Below are 20,730 nucleotides of genomic sequence, written 5' to 3'. Positions count from 1 at the left end.
TAAACAATAAGGCATTAAAAATGCGCAATAACCAGCCTATTTCTCAGCGCGAAGTTGAGTTAAAAGAAGACGATTTTTTAGTCTCTCGCACGGATTTGAAAGGCCGTATTACCTACACGAATCCCGCTTTTATTGAAATAAGCGGCTTTACGCACGATGAATTGATTGGGGCTCCTCATAACCTGATTCGCCACCCCGATATGCCATCAGCGGCCTTTGAAAACTTATGGCAAACCGTACAGGCTGGCGATACGTGGCGTGGGCTGGTGAAGAATCGCTGCAAAAGCGGCGACCACTACTGGGTCGATGCTAGCGTGACGCCAATTATTGAAAATGACGAAGTAGTGGGCTATGCCTCGGTGCGTGTTCAAGCGTCGCGTGAGTCTATCAAACGCGCCGAACAAGCCTATGCCGAAATACGCGAAGGCCGCAATAAACGCCTCTATCTGGATAAGGGGCGTCTGCGTCAGCGGGGCATTGGCCAACGTCTGAAAAACATCCAGTTTACTACCGTGCGCGCCAAGCTGGCCGGCATGATTATCGTCGCCGGTGCCTTACTGCTAATGAGTGGCGGTTTGGGTCTTTATGGTTTGAAGGCGTCCAGCGAGCGTCTGGAACAGCTCAATAGCGATGGCCTGCGCGATGTTATCAGACTCCAGCAAATCGATCAGACGATTGCCAATACGCGCCAGGGAATCATTGAGCCTGAGCGGATGCAACTGATCAATCAGCGCTTTGATATAGGCCAAACGATCGAGCAGCGCGTTGAAGAGGTCGCAAGCGTATGGCAGGCCTATTACTCACGCCCGGTGAATGCCACGCCGCTAGCCGATGTGTTTGATGACCAGCTACAGACATTTTTAAATGATGGAATGATTCAGGCTGCCAGCATTTTGCAAGCTGAAGAGATCTATGAGGCCTTTATCGGCCTAGACGCCGTGATTAGCGTCATGTCAGATGAAGGGCGGGCATTATCGGAAAGCGTGAATCAACTAATTGCTCAAAAACAGCAGGCCGCCGAAATAATGGCCGCCGACGCTCATCAGGGGCAGAACACTATTATTACCTTCCAGGCAGTAGTGCTGGGTATTGGCTTATTGCTGCTGGTTTTAATTGGCATGTTTACCCTGCAGGCCATTGTGCGGCCCTTGAAAAGCGCCTCTCAGTTTACGTTACAAATTGCCGGAGGCAACTTGGCGGCGGTAACTCCCAAGCGTCGCCATGATGAAGTGGGCCAGCTTATTGATGCGCTCAATGCCATGCGTAAAAGCCTGAGCAGCATCATCGGTGATGTCAAAGGCGGCATCAATATTGTTACCCCCGCCGCTCAGGATATTGCCAGCGGCAATGAGGAACTCTCCTCGCGTACCGATCAGCAGGCCGCTTCACTGCAGCAGACCGCCGCCAGTATGGAAGAAATGACCACAACGGTGCGTCAAAATAGCGAGAATGCTCAAGAAGCGCGCCGCCTTGCCGATAATAACACTACACGGGTTTCGCAAACGGGCGAGCTAATGACGCAGCTAGTCGACAACATGCAGCGCATAACACAAAGTTCGCAAAAAATGGCCGATATTATCAACGTTATCGACTCCATTGCGTTTCAAACCAATATCCTGGCGTTGAATGCCTCGGTCGAAGCCGCACGCGCGGGCGAGCATGGTCGTGGGTTTGCCGTCGTGGCAGAAGAAGTGCGAAATCTGGCTGGCCGTAGCGCAGGCGCCGCCCAGGAAATTCGCGGACTGATTGACGGGTCAAATCAGGAAGTCGCCGTAGGCGCCGGGCTGGTCGAAAAAGCCGAAGCTGCGATTAGCGATGTGGCTGAAGCAGCGCGCGGTGTCACGCAGATTATGTATGAAATTTCGGCCGCCTCTGAAGAGCAAAGCAGTGGTATTGCTGAGGTTAATCAGGCGGTGGCAGATATGGATCAGGCAACACAGCAAAATGCCGTTCGGGTTCAGGAAACAGCACGCGCCGCCGTCGCTTTGGAGCATCAGGCAAGCATGCTCGCGCTATCGGTCGAGGCATTTAGACTTAATCACCAAAGCTCTGGGCGCCCCTTAGCTTTAGCAACGACATCAACTGCTAAGCAAGCGCCCAAGCTCGCTGGTTCTACAGAGCGCACCTCAACACCCGTGCCATCTGAAAGACGCCAAGTGACACCAATAGAGGAATGGGAAGCATTTTGACCGAGCAACGCGAACGGGGTGTCGATGCCAGCCAATGGTCGTCTGGCAACCAGATAGAACGGGATTTGGTACTCACAGATGCTGATTTTGCACGTATTCGTGAATTGATCTATCAGCGTGCAGGCATCGTATTGGCAGAGCATAAACGTGAAATGGTGTATAGCCGGCTGGCCAAGCGGCTAAGGCACCACAACATGACGCGCTTTACCGATTACCTTGTACGCCTGGAGCGTCAGCCTGAGGCAAAGGAGTGGGAGGCATTCACTAATGCACTGACCACTAACCTGACCGCGTTTTTTCGGGAAGCACACCACTTTCCCCTTTTGGCAGAGCATATCCGCCAAAAGCCAGGCCCGGTAACCATTTGGTGTTCGGCAGCCTCAACCGGCGAAGAGCCTTACTCGCTGGCCATGACGCTTTTGGAAACGTTGGGCCCTAAAGCCGCACAGGCCAGAATTATCGCCACTGATATCGATACGGATGCGTTAAGCCGCGCGCGTGCGGGCATTTACCCGCAAGAGCAGGTACGCAAACTTGATGAAGCGCGTGTTAAGCGCTTTTTCCAGAAAGGCACCGGGCAGCACCAAGGGCTTGCCCGGGTACGCCCTGAGGTGTCTGAACTGGTTGAGTTTATGTCGCTTAACCTGCTGGCACCCCAGTGGTCCGTCAAAGGGCCGTTTGATGCCATTTTTTGTCGCAATATCATGATCTATTTCGACAAGGAAACGCAGGCAAAGATTCTTAAACGATTTGCGCCGCTGATGAAGCCCGATGGGTTGCTGTTTGCAGGGCATTCGGAAAACTTTTCGTACATCAGTGATGCATTCAAGCTGCGTGGGCAGACGGTATATACCCGGGCCTAATTCAAGCCATTGTCGTGCTGTTCATACGCTCAAGACGGGGTAGCCCGCGCACATGAAGCTGCACATCAAGCGTTAATTGCAAGAGGAGGCGTGCTTTGAGCGCTGCCAAAATCAAAGTGTTGTGTGTCGATGATTCGGCACTTATTCGTGACCTGCTGACCGAAATTATTAACTCGCAGCCCGATATGGAAGTGGTTGCTGTCGCGCCTGATCCTCTTGTTGCCCGGGATTTGATTAAACAACACAATCCCGACGTGCTGACGCTGGATGTTGAAATGCCGCGTATGGACGGCCTGGACTTTCTTGAGCGTTTGATGCGCTTACGTCCCATGCCGGTGTTGATGGTGTCATCGCTGACCCAGAGCGGCTCGGAAATTACCCTGCGTGCGCTTGAACTAGGGGCACTCGACTTTGTCGCCAAACCAAGCCTGGGTATTCGTCATGGGATGATGGAGTACGCCAACGAAATTGCTGAAAAATTGCGTGCGGCTGCGCGCTCTCGTCCGCGTCAGGCGCGGCACAAAAATGCTCCTCCCCCGGCTCAGTTAAAAGCCCCGCTGGTTTCCAGCGAGAAGCTGATCATTATCGGTGCATCCACCGGCGGTACCGAAGCGATCCGTGCCGTGCTTGAACCCTTGCCTGCCAACGCGCCGGCTATTTTGATCACCCAGCATATGCCGGGCGGCTTTACCCGCTCCTTTGCTGAGCGGCTGGATCGGCTGTGTCGCATAACGGTAAAGGAAGCGACCGACGGCGAACGCGTACTGCCCGGGCATGCCTACATCGCCCCGGGTGATCAGCACCTTAAGCTGGTGCGCAGTGGGGCGAACTACGTGGCCCGCCTGGATAGTGGCCCGCCTGTCAACCGGCACCGCCCGTCCGTCGATGTGTTGTTTCGTTCCGCCGCTGAACATGCCGGGCGTAATGCGATCGGTGTGATCTTGACCGGCATGGGTAAGGATGGCGCTGTCGGACTTCTGGAGATGCGCAAGGCTGGCGCGCCGACCATTGCACAGAATGAAGCCACTTGTGTGGTTTTCGGCATGCCGCGTGAGGCAATTGCGGTAGGCGGGGCAGTGGAAGTTGCGGCTCTTGATGATATTCCCGCACGTCTGATGGCCATGGTGGCGGCCTCTGGGCGAGCCCAGCGGGTATAACCCTTTTTACTATAACAATGCTTGGCTGAGGGAATGATCTAATGACGCGTTTACTGCGCAATCTGAGTATTCATGCAACTGTCATAGCGGCGCTGGCCTGCTTTGCAACGCTTATTGTGGTGACAGCGGGTATCGGTTTTGTATCGGATCGCAACGCACAAGAGAATCTGGCTATTTATAGCCGAATCAGTGGCGACCAGCTTAATGAGATTAACCGAGCGGACTCATTGCTTAATCAGGCCATGCTGGCCATGGAAGTCGCATCGAATTATATGATGGTCGGCCAGATGCGCCAGACCAACGAACAGTTAGCGATCGCGGAGAACCGAATCGGGCGGGCCGAAACGCGTTTTGAAAAATTTGCTTCAACGCCACGCACGTCTCAAGGCGAGGTCCTTGGCGCCGAGCTGATTGTCAATTTTCGTGAGGTGGTAGCGCTGGTAAGGCAGCAGCACGAAAGTTTTGAACAGATGGATATCAATACCTACAACGATTTGCGCGACGCTTTGGTCGAGCCGCTTGCAAACTTGGCTGAAAGCACCACCGCGTTCACTGATTATGCATTTGCGCGCACCGATACCATCCGTCTTGACGCGCAGGAACAGGGCCGGCTCTTCACACTGATCGGCGCTATTGCGGTGGGAGTAGCGCTACTTATTACGCTGCTGATTTATATAGGCCTGCGAAAAACGGTGACGGCACCGCTCAATGATGCGGTCAAGCGCTTGAATAAAATCGCCGAGGCCGATCTAACCCAGCCGCTGCCGGAGGCGGGCAATAATGAAGTTGGCCGCCTGTTTACCGCGATGGCCGTCATGCAGCAAAACTTGACTACTATAGTGACGCGGGTGCGTGAAGGCAGCTCGGAAATTCATTATGGCACCCGGGAAATTGCCAGCGGTAACGCGGACCTTTCGTCGCGCACCGAACAACAGGCAGCCTCTATTGAAGAGACCGCGGCCAGCATGGAAGAGATGACCGCCACGGTAAAACAGAATGCCGATAACGCCCGCCAGGCCAGTACGCTGGCGGCGGACGCCTCAACCACGGCTGAGCACGGCGGTCAGGTGGTGGATCAGGTGGTTCAAACGATGCACGGCATATCGAGCAGCTCGCAAAAAGTGGCCGATATCACTAGCGTGATCGACTCCATTGCATTTCAAACCAATATTCTTGCCTTGAACGCCTCCGTGGAGGCCGCGCGTGCTGGTGAGCAGGGGCGTGGGTTTGCCGTGGTCGCCGGTGAAGTGCGTAACCTGGCCAGTCGCAGTGCCGATGCTGCCAAAGAGATCAGAACGTTGATTGATGCCTCGGTCAACCAGATCAAGCAAGGCTCTACCCTGGTCGAGCAGGCGGGAACCACCATGGCGGACGTAGTCACAGCCGTGCGCCGGGTGACCGACATCATGGATGAGATTTCAGCAGCTTCCCAGGAGCAGAGCGATGGTATCGAGCAGGTGAGCCACGCTATTGGTCAGATGGACCAAGTAACACAGCAGAATGCTGCCCTGGTACAAGAAGCATCGGCCGCGGCCTCTTCGCTGGAAGAGCAGGCCAATCGTCTGGAAGAAGCGGTTGCCGTGTTCAAGCTACTGGGCACGCAAGGCTCTCAGCACGTTTCCTTACCCACGAAAGCGCCGGCGTCATTGCCTAAAACGGTTAAGAAAACCGTACCGGCTGCCCCGGCAACACGTTCAGCGCCAAGCCACAGCGACCACGAAGAGTGGGAAGCCTTTTAACCCTGACTGAGTAACTCGTCACCTGGTGACGTGCATTAAATAGAGGATGACCAATGGCCGATAAGAATATGAGTTTCCTGGTAGTCGATGACTTTCCTACCATGCGCCGGATTGTACGCAGTCTGTTGAAAGAGTTGGGTTTTACCAATGTCGATGAGGCGGAAGACGGCCAGGATGCGCTGAACAAGCTGCGGGCAGGCAACTTTGAGTTTGTTGTTTCCGACTGGAACATGCCCAATCTGGACGGTTTGGAAATGCTCAAGGAAATTCGCCAGGATGACGCCCTGAAGCATTTGCCCGTACTAATGGTGACTGCCGAAGCCAAGAAAGAGAACATTATTGCGGCCGCCCAGGCGGGCGCGAACGGCTATGTGGTTAAGCCGTTTACTGCCGCTACCCTGGAAGAGAAGCTGAATAAAATCTTCGAGAAAATGGGTAAATAAAGCGGCTGGGCCCAAGGGCCCGGTCAGCGAGGAGACACCGTAATGAGTCAGAATGAGCAGACCGACTCTGCCCAAATGTCCGAAGAAGCCGCTGAAGATCTAATTCATCGCATCGGTAAGCTTACCCGCATGCTGCGTGACAATATGCGCGAGTTGGGTTTGGACAAAGAGATCGAAAAAGCGGCGGAAGCTATTCCCGATGCCCGGGATCGGCTTCACTATGTAGCCACCATGACTGAGCAGGCGGCAGATCGGGCACTGAATGCCATTGATCGGGCACAGCCGCTTCAGGATCAGTTGGCCGAGCGTGCCGAAGGGCTTGATAAACAGTGGGCTGACTGGTTTGAAGCACCCAAGGATCTAGAAGATGCTAAGGTACTGGTTAAGGATACGCGTGCTTACCTGAGCGACGTGCCGACTATCACCGCCGCGACCAATAAGGAACTTTTAGAGATCATGATGGCCCAGGACTTTCAGGACCTGACTGGCCAGGTGATCAAAAAGATGATGGATGTGATCCGCGAGATCGAACATCAGCTTGTTCAAGTGCTGATCGACAACGTCCCGGGCGCTCAAGTGCGGGAAACCATGCAGCGCAAGGCGGAAGATCAGTGGAAAAACGACAACGCACGGCGTAATGAAGATCTCTTGAACGGCCCGCAAATTAAGGATAATGCACCCGATATCGTCACAGGTCAGGACCAGGTAGACGACTTATTGGATGAATTAGGCTTTTAATGCGGCGTTATTAAGACTTTGTAATTATCTGCCTCTGGCAAAATAAGCGCTTTGTTCAGCCGTCCCCTGGGGCGGCTGAATTTATGGTGCGCCGCGTAAAGCGGGCCGGGTGGCAGCATGGCAGATAACGATAGCGACCAGGAAAAGACTGAAGAGGCCACGCCCAGGCGTAGGGACAAAGCCCGCGAGGAAGGGCAGGTGCCGCGTTCTCGCGAGCTGACCACGTTTTTACTTCTGCTGGGTGGCGTCATTGGGTTGTGGAGCATGGGCATGATGCTCTATGACCAGTTAGGTATGGTCATGGAGCAGGCGTTTCTGTTCGAGCGCCGCCAGGCCATGGAAGAGATACCCATGTTGACCAATGCGCTGGATCTGGGACAGCGTACGCTTATCGCTATGACACCGCTGTTTTTACTGCTTACGGTGGTTGCCCTGGTTTCACCTGCGTTGCTGGGCGGCTGGATTGTGTCAGCCAAATCCATGCAGCCCAAGCTTTCCAAGCTGAACCCTGTTGCGGGGGTTAAGCGTATTTTTTCATCCCAGGCGCTGATTGAGCTTGCCAAGGCGATTGCCAAATCGGTCCTGATAGGCAGCGTGGCGTCGGCATTTTTGTACTTCAACGTTGGCAAGTTTTTGTCGTTGATGGACCAGCCCATTCAGCAAGCCTTGGCCAGTGCGCTTAACATGGCCGCACAGGCCGCCGGACTGATGGTGTTTTCGCTGATTGTGGTGATTCTGATGGATGTCCCCTTTCAGCTATGGAGCAACGCCAAAAAACTCCGCATGAGCAAGGAAGAGGTGAAGCGCGAGCATAAGGAGTCAGAGGGCGATCCTCATGTGAAAGGACGAATTCGTCAGCAGCAGCAGGCAATGGCACGGGGCAGAATGATGAGCAAGGTCCCTCAGGCGGACGTTATTATTACCAACCCCACCCATTACGCCGTGGCTTTGATGTATCAGGAGGGCAGCATGGGTGCGCCGCGGCTGGTCGCCAAGGGGGCCGATGCTGTCGCTGCCAAAATACGCGAGCTGGGGTTGGAAGCAGGGATTCCTCGTCTGGAAGCCGCGCCGCTGGCGCGAGCGCTGTATCATCACGTGGATCTTGAGGCTGAGGTGCCCGCTGAGCTTTATACTGCCGTGGCCGAGGTCATGGCCTGGGCTTACCGCTTGAAGCACGTTGCTCAACAAGGAGGCGAGGTGCCCCCAACCCCCGATAATCTGCCGGTTCCACCGGAATTGGAAACCCCCGGGCATGGCGCCGGTGGTAATGAGGCGCAACAACCATGAAAGGTTTTAGTCAGCTAATAGGTCAGCGTGACTGGGTGAGCGATGTGCGCATGAAACTGCTGGTCGGGCCGCTGCTCATCCTGATGATTTTGGGCATGATGATTGTGCCCTTGCCCCCTTTTGCGCTCGATTTACTCTTCACCTTTAACATTGCCTTGGCCATTATGGTGCTAATGGTCAGCATGTTTACGCAGAAGCCGCTGGACTTTGCGGCTTTCCCTGCAGTGTTGCTATTCACTACCCTGCTGCGCCTATCGCTTAACGTCGCCTCTACCCGTGTGGTGTTAATGGAAGGCCACCAAGGCGGTGCTTCCGCCGGTAAAGTTATTGAGGCGTTCGGGGCGTTCCTGGTCGGTGGTAATTTCGCTGTTGGCCTGGTGGTCTTCCTGATTTTGGTCATCATCAACTTTATGGTTATCACCAAAGGTGCTGGCCGTATTGCCGAGGTCGGTGCGCGCTTTACACTGGATGCAATGCCCGGTAAGCAGATGGCCATCGATGCCGACCTGAACGCTGGCTTAATTGGCGAAGAGGATGCCAAAAAGCGCCGCGCAGAAGTCGCTCAGGAAGCTGATTTCTTTGGTTCGATGGACGGTGCAAGTAAGTTTGTACGCGGTGATGCCATTGCCGGTTTGGTGATTATGGTGGTCAATATCATCGGTGGCTTGATGATTGGCATGCTGCAGCACGATATGAGCTTTGGCGCTGCTGGCCAGACCTACATGTTGCTGGCGATAGGCGATGGCCTGGTAGCGCAAATTCCGGCTTTAGTGATCTCGACCGCAGCGGGTGTCACGGTATCTCGGGTGAGTACCGACCAGGGCGAGGATATTGGTCAGCAGATGCTCAACCAATTGTTCGTTAACCCTCAGGTACTGATTTTGGCCGCCATGGTCATGGGGCTGTTAGGTATGGTGCCGGGTATGCCTAACCTGGTATTCCTGATTTTCACCGCGCTTTTAGGCGGTCTGGCTTGGTTCTTGATTCGTCACAAGCAGAAGACCCAGGTACAGGAAGAAATCTCTGCCGCCCCATCGGTGACCCAGGAAACCCCCGAGGCCAGTTGGGAAGACGTTCAACTGGTGGATACACTTGGGCTGGAAGTTGGCCACCGTTTGATTCCTCTGGTGGATTCGCGCCAGAAGGGGGAGCTTCTGGGGCGGATCAAAAGTGTGCGCAAAAAGTTTGCCCAGGAAGTCGGTTTTCTGCCGCCTGTTGTACATATTCGCGATAATCTGGAGCTGCCGCCCAACACCTATGTACTCTCCATGAAAGGTGCTGAAATCGGGCGAGCGGAAGCGCTTCCAGGCAAGTGGCTGGCCATTGACCCCGGCCAGGTATCTGGCGAGCTGCAGGGCACCGCCACCCAGGACCCTGCCTTTGGCCTGCCGGCCGTCTGGATTGATACCAATCAGCGTGAGCACGCCCAGGTGTATGGTTACACCGTGGTCGATGCCAGCACCGTGATTGCTACCCACCTCAACCACTTGCTGCACCGTCATTCGCCGGAGATGCTCGGCCGCCAGGAGGTTCAGAAGCTGCTCGATAAATTGGGTGAAGATCAGAAATCCCTGGTAGAAGAAGTGGTACCCAAGGCGATTTCTTTGACCATTCTCCAGCGTATCCTGCAAAACCTGCTGGAAGAAGATGTCTCCATCCGTGATATGCGCACTATTCTGGATACTCTGGCCGAATATGCTGGCCAGCAGAAAGATCCCAATGAGCTTACCGCCCTGGTGCGTATCGGGCTTGGCCGCGCCATTACCCAGCAGTGGTTTGCCGGTCAGGAAACCCTCAATGTCATGGGCCTTGATGCACAGCTTGAGCAGGTTCTGATGCAGGCCATGAACGGTAACGGGGCAATGGAGCCTGGTTTGGCGGACACCCTGATGACCCAGGCGCACCAGGCGCTGGAGCAGCATGAGGGTAGCGGTGAAGCACCGGTACTGGTGGTTCAACACTCCCTGCGGGGTGTATTGTCGCGCTTTTTGCGCCGCCGGTTACGGCATATGGTCGTGATGTCGCAAGCAGAGATTCCGGATGACCGCACCTTGCGCGTAACGACGTCGGTGGGAGGGCGCTAATGATCGCTGTACATAAACGCACCGGCAATGTTGACAGACAAAAGGTAAGCCATGAGCGTTAGGCGTTTTGTTGGAGCAAACAGTCGCGATGTCATGCGCCAGGTACGCGAAAACCTGGGAGATGACGCCCTGATTCTAGCCAATCGGCGCATTGACGAGGGCGTTGAGATTCTGGCCATGGCCGATGAGGCGCTCACGTCTGTTGAGGCCACTTCGGCGCCCGTTGTTCCTTTGCCTGAGCCGGCTAGAGAGCCTGACCCGCTGCAGGCCATGAGCGAGCGATTGCTGCGGGAAATGCAGGATATGCGGGCCCTGTTGACCCGTCAGCAGAGCGCGCATTCCGTAAGGCCAGCCCCGTCAGCAGCCGGGATTTATGAGCAGTTGCGCGAGCTGCTGAGCCGCGTTGGCTTCAGCGCTGAGCTTGGCGATGAAGTGCTCGCCGGGCTGCCTGAGTCGCTCAAGGCACTTGATGCAAAAAGCGATCTGCCGCTCGCCTGGCTGCGCCAACAGCTCACCGAGCGGCTCAGCGTACTGCATGACGAAGCCAGCTTTTTCGATCAAACCGGCATTGTGGCCCTCGTTGGCCCTACCGGCGTGGGCAAAACTACTACCACTGCCAAGTTGGCAGCCCGTTTTGTCATGCGCCACGGCACACGCCCTGTGGCGCTGGTCACCACTGATAGCTTTCGTATCGGCGCCCACGAGCAGTTAAGAATCTACGCCCGGCTGCTGGATACGCCCATGTACGCACTCGATGCCGAGCAGCCGGTGGATGATTTGCTGAACCGTCTGCAGGGCAAGCAGTGGGTCATGATTGATACGGTAGGCATGAGCCAGCGCGACCAGCGTGTGATTGAGCAGATTGCACACCTTCAGGGTGGCCATTCCTCCGTGCGCTTAGTGCTGTTGCTTAACGCTGCCAGCCAACCGGAAACCCTCGAAGAAGTAGTGCTTCGCTATCGCCAGGCCGCACGCGCCGCAGGCGCTGAGCTTAATGATTGCATCATCACCAAACAGGACGAAGCAGGCCGCCTGGCCCCCGTACTGGATATCGTTATCCGCCATGGTATGCGTGTGCTGTTCAGCTCTCATGGCCAGCAGGTGCCGGAAGACATGAGTGTCGCGGTGCCTGAAATGTTGATCAATCAGGCACTGGAAACCCAGGCGTCGGTAACCGGTCACGCAACGCTTGCCGCGCCGATCAGCATGCCACGCTGGTCACGAGACGTGCTGGGCCAAGGGCGGCGTCTATCATCGCTGCTCATACGGTTGCGCCGGCGGGTTGCCGGCTTTGCTGCCCTTGAAGCGGCATGGGATATCGGCGCGCTGCCCGGCGGATTGCAGGATGTTCAGCTGAGTGAGCTATTGGCCAAGCCTTTACCTGCCAAGAGTATCGCCTGGGCGGCGCGGCGCAATGAGCGGGGCTGTGATTGGGCCATGCCGGATATAGGCATCGACGGGCAGGGCGCCTGGCTGGCGCTGCCCGGTCTACAGCATCGTCAGCCTGCGGGTTGGCAGGCCCGCCTGGAAGCGCAGCATGAAAAGACCGGCGCCAGCACGCATCTACTTCCCGTATTGCCTGCATTGGACACCCTGCAATGGCTAACTGACCAGCAGTTGACCTGGGTCAGTCTGGTGGCACCGACGCAGCGGGTATCCTTCCACGGCGAGCGTTCCACGCTGCGCTGGCTGTTTAATGAAAGCACGCTTAACCATCACGTTAACGTGCGTTTTCGCGGTCAGGCCATGCAGTTATGGACTGCCTATGCCGAGGTGCATGGCGACGCCGGCGATAAGCTGATCGCCTGGTACGGTGAAGTCCGTGATCCTGAAAACGCCAAGGTGGTCACCCGGCGCTACTGGCTTACACCTGCCCAACAAGGGGTCGAAGCACTGCCACTGCTGGTAACACAGTTGCAAAGTGAAGGGCTTGCGGCGTTAACCAAGCGCGCCTGGCAGCAGCTCAAGGAGAGTGATAGCGGCGATCTTAGCGCTGAGGTGCGCCTACTCATGGCCAGCGGCGTTGCCGCTGTCGTGGGCCACCTGGATATCGCCGATGACGAGGCAGCCCTTGCCCTGCGCACGGATCTGCTAAGTCTTCTGGGTACGCGACGCAAGCGCCGTGATACGGCCATGCTAGATGCGCTGGTCTATGCTTTTATGGCTCGCGATGCGATTCGCCAGCTCGGTAGCATCAGCCGAGAGGTGGGCGTATGAGTCAGGATCAGGCCGCCGGGCTACGTCAGTGGGCCGATGCCCAACGGTTGAAACACGCATACACCGCTGATGACGCTTCCGGGCTATTGGACGCCGAGCCAGCCAGCGCTGCGCCCCTTCAACCTGAGTGGACGCCTGCGGCCCAGGTGCCAGCGCCAGCCCGGCAAGCGCTAAAAAAACCGTTATTTATTATCGGCGTCACGGGGCACGGCGTGCAGGCGGTTAGCCGGGTAAAAAGCCGGTTGGTGCAGTGGTCCGAGCTTGGCCGAACCTGGGCAGGCAGCCCCGATGATTGGGATATCCACCTGGTGAACGTGGCGGGTCCTGATCTTGCCCGGTTAAGCGCTCAACATACCCGCTGGGCGCTGTGGATTAACAGCGATGCACAGGCTTTTTCGCAAATGTACCGCGTATTGCGGGAGGCGCGTGAAAATGGCGGGCCGCAGCGTTTGCTGGCACTGCATGAGCCTCATTTGTCACGCCAGGGGTTATTGAATAATTTACGTGATGCGGCCGCCCACTATCTGGCGACTGACCTGTTGTTGCTGGCGCGTTAACGTGGCAGCTATAAGCCTGCTGGCGAGAACAACTTTGGTAGGACCCGTAACCTTGAGGATGTATCAAGCATGTTAAGCTGGTATGTAAAGGTGATAGGCAGCTGTTGGCTCGCCATGGGGCTTATCGGTGCCGCACACGCTGCAGGTAGCTGGAGTGCCCAGGTGCAGAGCGTCATGGTGGCCATGAGCGATCGGGACAGCCGCAGCCAGCCAATCGCACCGCCCAACGGTGTGCTGGCCCAGGAGGGGGTAATTGATCGTATCCACTGGCGCCTGGACGCACCGCCAGGCGGTGCCGTCAACGCCTGGCTTTGTCATCCTGAGCAGTGCGTTGCGCTGTCCGGAATGCGCGGTACCGTGACCCAATTGGCAGGCAGGCACGCGAATGAACCGCTGTATTTCCGTTTCAACTTAAGGCCCGGTCAGCGCCCAGTACGCGTACAGGGACTACAAGTCATTGTGAACTATCAGTGAAAGTTGCATAGCCGCGAGGCAAGAAGATGTACACAGCACAAGGCAGGATCCAACAACGTGAGCTTCTAACACAGTACATGCCGCTAGTGAGACGTCATGCCTTAACGCTGCAGGTCAGATTGCCAGCAAGCATTGAACTTGACGATCTTGTTCAGGCAGGCACGGTGGGGCTTTTAGAGGCGCTAGGCCGCTTTGATGCAACGCAAGGCGCAAGCTTTGCGACGTTTGCCAGCCAGCGCATTCGTGGTGCGATGCTCGATGAGCTGCGTACCCGGGACTGGTTGCCACGCAGCGTCAGGCGAGCAGCGCGGGCGGTGGACGATACCGTCAGGCGCCTGGAACAACAGCTCGGTCGCCCGCCGGAAGAAGGTGAAATTGCCCGTGAGCTTGAGATGCCGCTTAGCGAGTATCAACAGCTGCTCAACGACACCAATAGCGGTCAACTGCTCCCGTTTGAGGAGCTGGTGGCTGATGGCGGCGAACCGGTAAGCTTCGATGCCGGCAACTTGCCGTTTGACCAGTTGCTCGACGAACAGCAACGGCAAACCCTGATTGCGGCCATTGATGCCCTGCCCGAGCGTGAAAAGCTTCTGATGGCGCTCTATTACCAGGAAGAGCTGAACCTGAAGGAAGTCGGCGCTGTGCTGGGGGTAACGGAATCTCGCGTATCCCAACTGCATAGTCAGGCCATCAGCCGTCTGCGCGCTCGCCTTAATGATGCGGTCTGAGTCGCTATTTTAATCTACCTTAACCGGCGAGGAGCCGTTGATGAACCCATCTACGCTGATAGGTATATTCGCCAGTATTTTGTTACTGGTAAGCGTGCTGTTCTTTACTGCTGAGTCCCCTGAAAGCTTTATCAATCTACCCGGGTTGGCCATTGTCGTGACCGGGACCCTGGCCGCCACGTTTATCAGTTACCCACTTAAAGAAGTGCTGCGCGTTGTGCGTCTGGTCGGCCTGGTTTTCCGGCGCGAAAATACCTATGTACGTGATGATATCAACGAGCTGGTTGCCATGTCTCGGCTATGGTTTAAGGGCGATGTCCGGGCAGTGGAGAAAGAGCTTGAGCACACCCGTAACCCGTTTTTGCGTACCGGTATTCAACTGGTTATTGCCAACACCAAAGAAGATGAAATCTTCGATATGCTGCGCTGGCGGATTGCCCGTTTAAAGGCCCGTGAACACGCCGAAGCGCAGATTTTTCGTACCATGGCGACCTACGCGCCTGCATTTGGCATGATTGGCACGCTGGTGGGGCTGGTCAATATGCTCGAAGTGATGGATGCCGGTGACCTGGATGTGATCGGTCCGCGTATGGCGGTGGCACTACTCACCACATTTTACGGTATCTTGCTTGCCAATCTGGTGTTCAAGCCGATTGCCGTGAAGCTTGAACGACGTACTGAAGAGCGCCTTATCACCATGAACATGGTGCTGGAAGGTATCTCGCTGATTACCAAACGTCGCCTGCCATCGTTTATTGAAGAGACGCTGAACTCGTTTATTGCCAACTACAACGATGAAATTCGGGATGCCAGTGTCAAGCCCCGACCCGGCGCCGCTAGCGCCCCTGTAAAAGGCTAACGCGATGCTGGACCGTGACACGCGTCATGCGTTGGAACTGCCATCTGGGCAGGGCGAGAGCGATGAAAGCTGGCTGACTAGCTATCTGGATGTTCTGACGCTGCTAATTACCCTGTTTGTACTGTTATTGGCCCTGGCGCCCCCGGGCGGTAGCGAAGCACAGGGGAGTGCTGGCATGCCCGCCAGCCTGGATGATTTACTGCCCCTGGCAACGCTTGCCACCGGTATATACCCGCGCCATAGCGGGTTGCAGCCACATATGGCGGCGCTGGATATACCGGGTGTTAGCGTATCTCAAGGCCAGGAAGGCGTGACACTACGTATTGACGATAGCCTTTTATTCTCCAGCGGTGAGGCAGTGCTGACATCTCAGGGCCAAGATGTCGTAGAAAGCCTGATTGACGCGCTGGCGACCTTCGATGGGCAAATATCCGTTGAAGGGCATACTGACAATATTCCGATTGCCACGCCCCGGTTTCCCTCCAACTGGGAGCTTTCCGCCGGGCGCGCTATTGCGGTAATGCGTCATCTAGAGCGTCAAGGAGTGGCTATTTCTCGCATGCGGGCCGTTGGTTATGCCGACACCCAACCCATGGAAAGTAACGCAACGCCAGCAGGGCGGGCCGCTAATCGGCGTGTTGAGCTGTTGCTACGCCAACAGCCTGAGGGGTAAATCGATAACTAAAGGCTGGGTTTGTAGCTAAGCATTACCCTTTACTGCAATCATTTGGTGCCTGGTACTGGGCGCCGATATCCTGTGTATTCAGGCCGCCAGCACCAAGTGCAACGGTCGAAGCCGTGTTGAAGTGGTAGGTAGCGCGACCGCTTAAGCGGCGCACCTGATCACCGAAGCTTTGGGCTTAGCGCGAAGCCGTCTCGCACAGGCTCTGCATGCGCTCAATGGCGCGACCGGCACCCTCAAGTTGGAACGTCATGTACCAGGGCGGCTGTTCGCCTTGATCAAAGCCCAGGAATAGCTGCTCGCCTTGCCCCATCTGGTGGATTAATGCTGGCATATCGGCAAGATAAAAGTGTACGTAAAAGCCGTCATCGCCACGCTCGGTAATAAATTCGGCCATGGTATCCACCACGGGCTGTTCATCAATGCGCAGCCGAGTGGGTACCAGGTTAACGGTTTTGCTCTCACCCTGCTGTTGTTCAAGCGTAACGCGCATTTCAAGCCACGGCAGATCGCACACTCCTTGTGTAGCATTCAGACTAAGGGTGGCATCCGAGTAGCTTTGGGTCTCGACGGCACGAAAGTGGTGCTCATTACCTAGCGCAAGCGTCATTGATTGCCACTGACCATGTGTTTGCACGTCCTCCATATTAAAGCTCGCCGCCGGTGTTAAAGGTGCGGTAAGCAATAAGGCGCTAGCTAGGGCAGTTAAAAAAAGTTTCATGGTTAGTCGTCAATGTTAGATAAGAAAAGCGCACAGCCTATCGAGAGCCATTGCTGCGTGCTAGCCGCACGCAGCAGAATTAGGCAGAGAGATCAAAGAGTGGTCTAACGTCATCGTGAAGATAGCAGTCATCGAACTCGCCTGCCGCCGCCAGCGCTTTTAGATCGGGTATGGTGACGTTATGCCGGTCACGAAATACGAGACCTTCTTCGCTAAGTAAGCTAAACGTGCGGCTAACGTGTACAGGACTTAAACCCAGAATATCGGCAAGCTGCTCCTGGGAAAGAGGGAGTCGAAACTGCCTATCGATATCGCCATTAGTTTGGCGCAGCCTAAGGTACATCTCATAAAGAAAGTGCGCCGTTTTTTGCCGGGCGCTTCGCCGGGCAAGTGTCACCAACCGTTCGGTGACTAAGGCTTGGTGACGGCTGGCAATAGCAAACACCACGGAGGTTAGTGGTACTGACTGTCGAAATATCTCAAGTAGGCGCTTATGCGGAAAATGACACACAACACCATCCGTGATCATGCATACATTTTCTAATCGCTGGGAAAAGGCGAATTCGCGCAGCCCAATAATATCGCCAGGTAAGTAAATTTCCAGAATCTGTCGGTCTCCGCTCTCAAGGTGGCGATAAGAGTAGGCCCAGCCACTATGTAGCGTACAAAATTCTTTCGCAGGGTCGCCTACTTCCCATAGTAGGGAGCCTGCCTTGATATCGGTAGGATTCTCTTCCAATGAAACTAACAGCGCTTTTTCTTCCTTGGTCAACGAGCAGTAATGGCTAAAGTGATGAATGATGCAGCTTTGATCTTCGCTCACATCTTGAACTCCATGAGTATTGCCTAACAAATATCAAGTTATTCGGCTAATGACAATAAGCAATTTAATCGCATGCTGCGCGGCCTAGCTACATTGATACAGAAGTTGAACTAGACGAATTATGGCATAAAACCAAAAGCAGGGTGGACGAATGCCCACCCTGAAATGGCAGGTTACGAAGCGGCGCGGTTGCCGCGTTCAAGCAGCGGGGAGAGAAAACGTCCTGTATGTGAAACGCTCTGTTTGGCGATCTTCTCGGGGGTGCCTTCGGCGATAATTTTTCCACCGCCGGAGCCCCCTTCCGGGCCTAGATCGACAATCCAGTCCGCGGTCTTGATTACATCCAGGTTGTGCTCGATCACCACGATGGTATTGCCGTGATCGCGCAAGCGATGCAGTACGGTTAATAACTGTCGGATATCCTCAAAGTGAAGCCCGGTCGTGGGTTCATCAAGAATATATAGCGTCTTGCCGGTGTCGCGCTTGGCAAGCTCGCGGGCAAGCTTGACCCGTTGTGCTTCGCCACCGGAAAGCGTAGTGGCACTCTGGCCCAGGCGAATATAGGAAAGCCCTACATCCATCAGCGTTTGCAGGCGTCGTGCAATCGCCGGTACCGGGCTAAAGAACTCAAGCGCGTCCTCAACCGTCATCTCCAGCACTTCGTGGATCGTTTTGCCCTTGTAGTGAATATCCAGCGTCTCTCGGTTATAGCGCTTGCCCTTGCAGACATCACACGGCACATAGATATCGGGCAGAAAGTGCATCTCGACCTTGATCATGCCCTCGCCCTGACACGCCTCGCAGCGCCCGCCCTTGACGTTGAAGCTGAAGCGTCCCGGCTTGTAACCGCGCGAGCGCGCCTCCTGGGTGCCGGCAAACAGCTCACGGATAGGCGTGAAGATGCCGGTATAGGTGGCCGGGTTGGAGCGGGGCGTGCGGCCGATCGGGCTCTGGTCGATATCAATCACTTTATCGAGCAGGTCGAGCCCTTCGATCTTCTTGTAGGGCGCAGCCGTCAGCGTCGTCGCCCGGTTCAGCTCACGTGCGGCAATGGGCATCAGCGTGCCATTGATCAGGGTCGATTTGCCTGATCCTGATACGCCGGTAATCGCGATGAAAAGCCCCAGCGGCAGACTGAGCGTCACGTTCTGCAGGTTGTTGCCGGTCGCGCCACGTAATACCAGCTGTTTTTCCGGGTTACCGGGAATCCGATAAGGCGGCACGCTGATCTCACGAGTGCCGGTCAGATACTGGCCGGTCAGCGAGTTAGGGTTATCCATGACCTCTTGGGGCGTTCCCTGCGCGACAATTTCGCCGCCGTGAACGCCTGCGCCAGGGCCGATATCCAACACGTGATCGGCCGCGCGAATGGCATCCTCGTCATGCTCCACCACAATCACCGTATTGCCCAAATCGCGCAGGCGCTCCAAGGTTTTCAACAGTCGGTCATTATCGCGCTGATGCAGGCCGATTGAAGGCTCGTCAAGAATGTACATGACCCCGACGAGACCCGCGCCGATCTGGCTTGCCAGACGAATCCGCTGGGCTTCACCACCTGAAAGCGTATCGGCGCTGCGTTCAAGGTTCAGGTAATCCAGCCCGACATTGACCAGAAACTCGAGCCGGGCGTGGATCTCGTTGACGATCTTGTCGGCAATCTCACCTTTACGGCCCGGCAGTTTGAGCGCTGCAAAGTAGCGCTGCGCCTCGCCGATCGGGGTGCGCACCACGTCGGCAATGTTGCGATCATCCACAAACACATGGCGCGACTCCTTGCGAAGGCGCGTGCCGTGACACGTGGCGCAGGGCTGCATGGCGATATACTTGGCCAGATCATCGCGCACCATGTTGGACTCGGTTTCCCGATAGCGGCGCTGCATATTAGGCAGTACGCCCTCAAAAACGTGCTCGCGGGTGACCTTACGACCCCGATCGCCAACATAGGCAAACGGAATTGTTTCACTGCCGCTACCGTTGAGAATGATCTCCTGCTCATGGCGGGGGAGCTCTTTCCACGGTGTTTCGAGCTCAAAGCCGTAGTGCTTGGCAAGCGCCTGCAGCTGAGTAAAATAGTAAATATTGCGCCGATCCCAGCCCTTGATGACGCCTTCCGCCAGCGAGAGCTCAGGATGGCTGATCAGCTTCTCGGGGTCGAAATACTGCTGAATGCCCAGGCCATCACAGGTTGGACAAGCGCCCGCTGGGTTATTGAACGAAAACATGCGCGGCTCAAGTTCAGACAACGAGTAGCCGCAGACCGGGCAGGCGAAGCGTGACGAGAAGGCCATATCTTCCTGCTCGCCATCCATGAAGTGGATCATGGCGGTGCCGTCGGCCAGATTGAGCGCGGTCTCGAATGACTCTGCCAAACGCTGGGCGATGTCGTCGCGCACCTTGAAGCGGTCGACCACCACGCTGATATCGTGCTTCTTGCGCTTATCTAGCGGCGCAATATCATCAAGCTCCAGCACCTGACCATCAATGAGGGCACGCACGAACCCTTGAGCGCGTAGCTCAGCCAACAGCTGTAGGTGCTCGCCCTTGCGTCCTTTTACCACAGGGGCCAGAAGCATCAGTCTGGTGCCCTCGGCCAGGTTCATTACCTGATCGACCATCTGAGAGATGGTTTGGGCTTCCAGGTCCTCGCCGTGCTCCGGGCAGCGGGGTGTGCCGGCCCGGGCAAACAGCAGGCGCAGGTAGTCGTATATTTCGGTAATGGTGCCCACGGTCGAGCGTGGGTTGTGGGAGGTGGATTTCTGCTCAATGGAGATTGCAGGCGATAGCCCCTCGATGTGATCCACATCGGGCTTTTCCATCATCGACAGGAACTGACGCGCATAGGTAGAGAGCGACTCTACATAGCGACGCTGTCCTTCGGCATAAAGTGTGTCAAACGCCAGCGACGATTTACCTGAGCCCGATAGGCCGGTAATCACAATCAGCTTGTCGCGGGGCAGTTCTACATCAATCTGCTTGAGGTTGTGGGTGCGTGCACCCCTGACCAGAATGCTGTCCATCAACACCTCGACTCGCGCGGCAAAAGAGTAATTATACGTTTGCCACCCCCTCCCGGCAAAAACGCTTTGTTATAGCTTAACGCAGGACAGCGTTTCCAGCGTGGATGCAAACCGCTAGAATGGGGGGTTATCCAAGGGCTTTGGCTCTATCC

Annotated in this window: 17 protein-coding genes; 14 read left to right on the top strand and 3 right to left on the bottom strand. The window is 55.8% G+C overall.

The window, feature by feature from the left end; all coding sequences use genetic code 11:
• Positions 1–20: 20 nt before the first annotated feature.
• The 14 genes from ELY25_RS02880 to ELY25_RS02815 all read left to right on the top strand — a co-directional run bounded on the left by ELY25_RS02880 (position 21) and on the right by ELY25_RS02815 (position 16,008).
• A complete protein-coding gene (locus ELY25_RS02880; RefSeq protein ID WP_126949779.1) occupies positions 21–2,189 on the top strand; it encodes a methyl-accepting chemotaxis protein in 2,169 nt (722 codons plus the stop codon).
• Positions 2,186–3,052 (top strand): CheR family methyltransferase, encoded by an 867-nt coding sequence (locus ELY25_RS02875; protein WP_126949778.1) that lies wholly within the window; start codon positions 2,186–2,188, stop codon positions 3,050–3,052. The genes ELY25_RS02880 and ELY25_RS02875 overlap by 4 nt, the downstream gene beginning before the upstream one ends.
• Before the next feature lie 95 nt (positions 3,053–3,147).
• Complete coding sequence (locus tag ELY25_RS02870) at positions 3,148–4,209, top strand: protein-glutamate methylesterase/protein-glutamine glutaminase (RefSeq protein ID WP_126949777.1); 1,062 nt, start codon at positions 3,148–3,150, stop codon at positions 4,207–4,209.
• Between the two features lie 41 nt (positions 4,210–4,250).
• A complete protein-coding gene (locus ELY25_RS02865) occupies positions 4,251–5,948 on the top strand; it encodes a methyl-accepting chemotaxis protein (protein ID WP_126949776.1) in 1,698 nt (565 codons plus the stop codon).
• A 53-nt stretch (positions 5,949–6,001) separates the two neighbouring features.
• Positions 6,002–6,391, top strand: a complete 390-nt coding sequence (gene cheY, locus ELY25_RS02860) for a chemotaxis response regulator CheY (RefSeq protein WP_126949775.1) — start codon at positions 6,002–6,004, stop codon at positions 6,389–6,391.
• Positions 6,392–6,433: 42 nt separating this feature from the next.
• The gene (gene cheZ / locus ELY25_RS02855; RefSeq protein WP_126949774.1) at positions 6,434–7,129 is read left to right on the top strand and encodes a protein phosphatase CheZ; all 696 of its coding nucleotides are present in this window, start codon (positions 6,434–6,436) and stop codon (positions 7,127–7,129) included.
• Between the two features lie 117 nt (positions 7,130–7,246).
• A complete protein-coding gene (gene flhB / locus ELY25_RS02850) occupies positions 7,247–8,416 on the top strand; it encodes a flagellar biosynthesis protein FlhB (protein WP_126949773.1) in 1,170 nt (389 codons plus the stop codon).
• A complete protein-coding gene (gene flhA, locus ELY25_RS02845) occupies positions 8,413–10,500 on the top strand; it encodes a flagellar biosynthesis protein FlhA (protein ID WP_126949772.1) in 2,088 nt (695 codons plus the stop codon). Before flhB ends, flhA begins: the two co-directional genes overlap by 4 nt.
• Before the next feature lie 51 nt (positions 10,501–10,551).
• Positions 10,552–12,717, top strand: a complete 2,166-nt coding sequence (flhF, locus tag ELY25_RS02840) for a flagellar biosynthesis GTPase FlhF (protein WP_126949771.1) — start codon at positions 10,552–10,554, stop codon at positions 12,715–12,717.
• Positions 12,714–13,274, top strand: coding sequence for a hypothetical protein (locus ELY25_RS02835; RefSeq protein WP_126949770.1), 561 nt, complete (start codon positions 12,714–12,716; stop codon positions 13,272–13,274). Before flhF ends, ELY25_RS02835 begins: the two co-directional genes overlap by 4 nt.
• A gap of 69 nt (positions 13,275–13,343) precedes the next feature.
• Entirely contained in the window at positions 13,344–13,748 is a 405-nt protein-coding gene (locus ELY25_RS02830; protein ID WP_126949769.1) for a flagellar protein FlhE, read from the top strand.
• A gap of 26 nt (positions 13,749–13,774) precedes the next feature.
• Positions 13,775–14,476, top strand: coding sequence for an RNA polymerase sigma factor FliA (locus ELY25_RS02825; protein WP_126949768.1), 702 nt, complete (start codon positions 13,775–13,777; stop codon positions 14,474–14,476).
• 40 nt (positions 14,477–14,516) lie between these two features.
• Positions 14,517–15,335 carry a motility protein A gene (locus ELY25_RS02820; RefSeq protein ID WP_126949767.1) on the top strand — a complete coding sequence of 273 codons (819 nt, stop codon included), beginning with the start codon at positions 14,517–14,519 and terminating at the stop codon, positions 15,333–15,335.
• A gap of 4 nt (positions 15,336–15,339) precedes the next feature.
• Complete coding sequence (locus ELY25_RS02815; RefSeq protein WP_126949766.1) at positions 15,340–16,008, top strand: OmpA/MotB family protein; 669 nt, start codon at positions 15,340–15,342, stop codon at positions 16,006–16,008.
• A gap of 187 nt (positions 16,009–16,195) precedes the next feature.
• Here ELY25_RS02815 and ELY25_RS02810 read toward each other — a convergent pair whose 3' ends face one another.
• The 3 genes from ELY25_RS02810 to uvrA form a co-directional block, all read right to left on the bottom strand.
• Positions 16,196–16,738, bottom strand: coding sequence for a hypothetical protein (locus ELY25_RS02810; RefSeq protein WP_126949765.1), 543 nt, complete (start codon positions 16,736–16,738; stop codon positions 16,196–16,198).
• A gap of 79 nt (positions 16,739–16,817) precedes the next feature.
• On the bottom strand, positions 16,818–17,561 hold the full coding sequence (locus tag ELY25_RS02805) for a Crp/Fnr family transcriptional regulator (protein ID WP_126949764.1): 744 nt from the start codon (positions 17,559–17,561) through the stop codon (positions 16,818–16,820).
• Between the two features lie 173 nt (positions 17,562–17,734).
• Positions 17,735–20,578: an excinuclease ABC subunit UvrA gene (gene uvrA / locus ELY25_RS02800; RefSeq protein WP_126949763.1), complete on the bottom strand. Its 2,844-nt coding sequence runs from the start codon at positions 20,576–20,578 to the stop codon at positions 17,735–17,737.
• Positions 20,579–20,730 lie beyond the last annotated feature (152 nt).

Origin of the sequence: Vreelandella populi, from assembly GCF_003989825.1 — a bacterium.
Taxonomy (GTDB): domain Bacteria; phylum Pseudomonadota; class Gammaproteobacteria; order Pseudomonadales; family Halomonadaceae; genus Vreelandella; species Vreelandella populi.
This window is presented reverse-complemented; position numbering and strand designations above follow the sequence as displayed.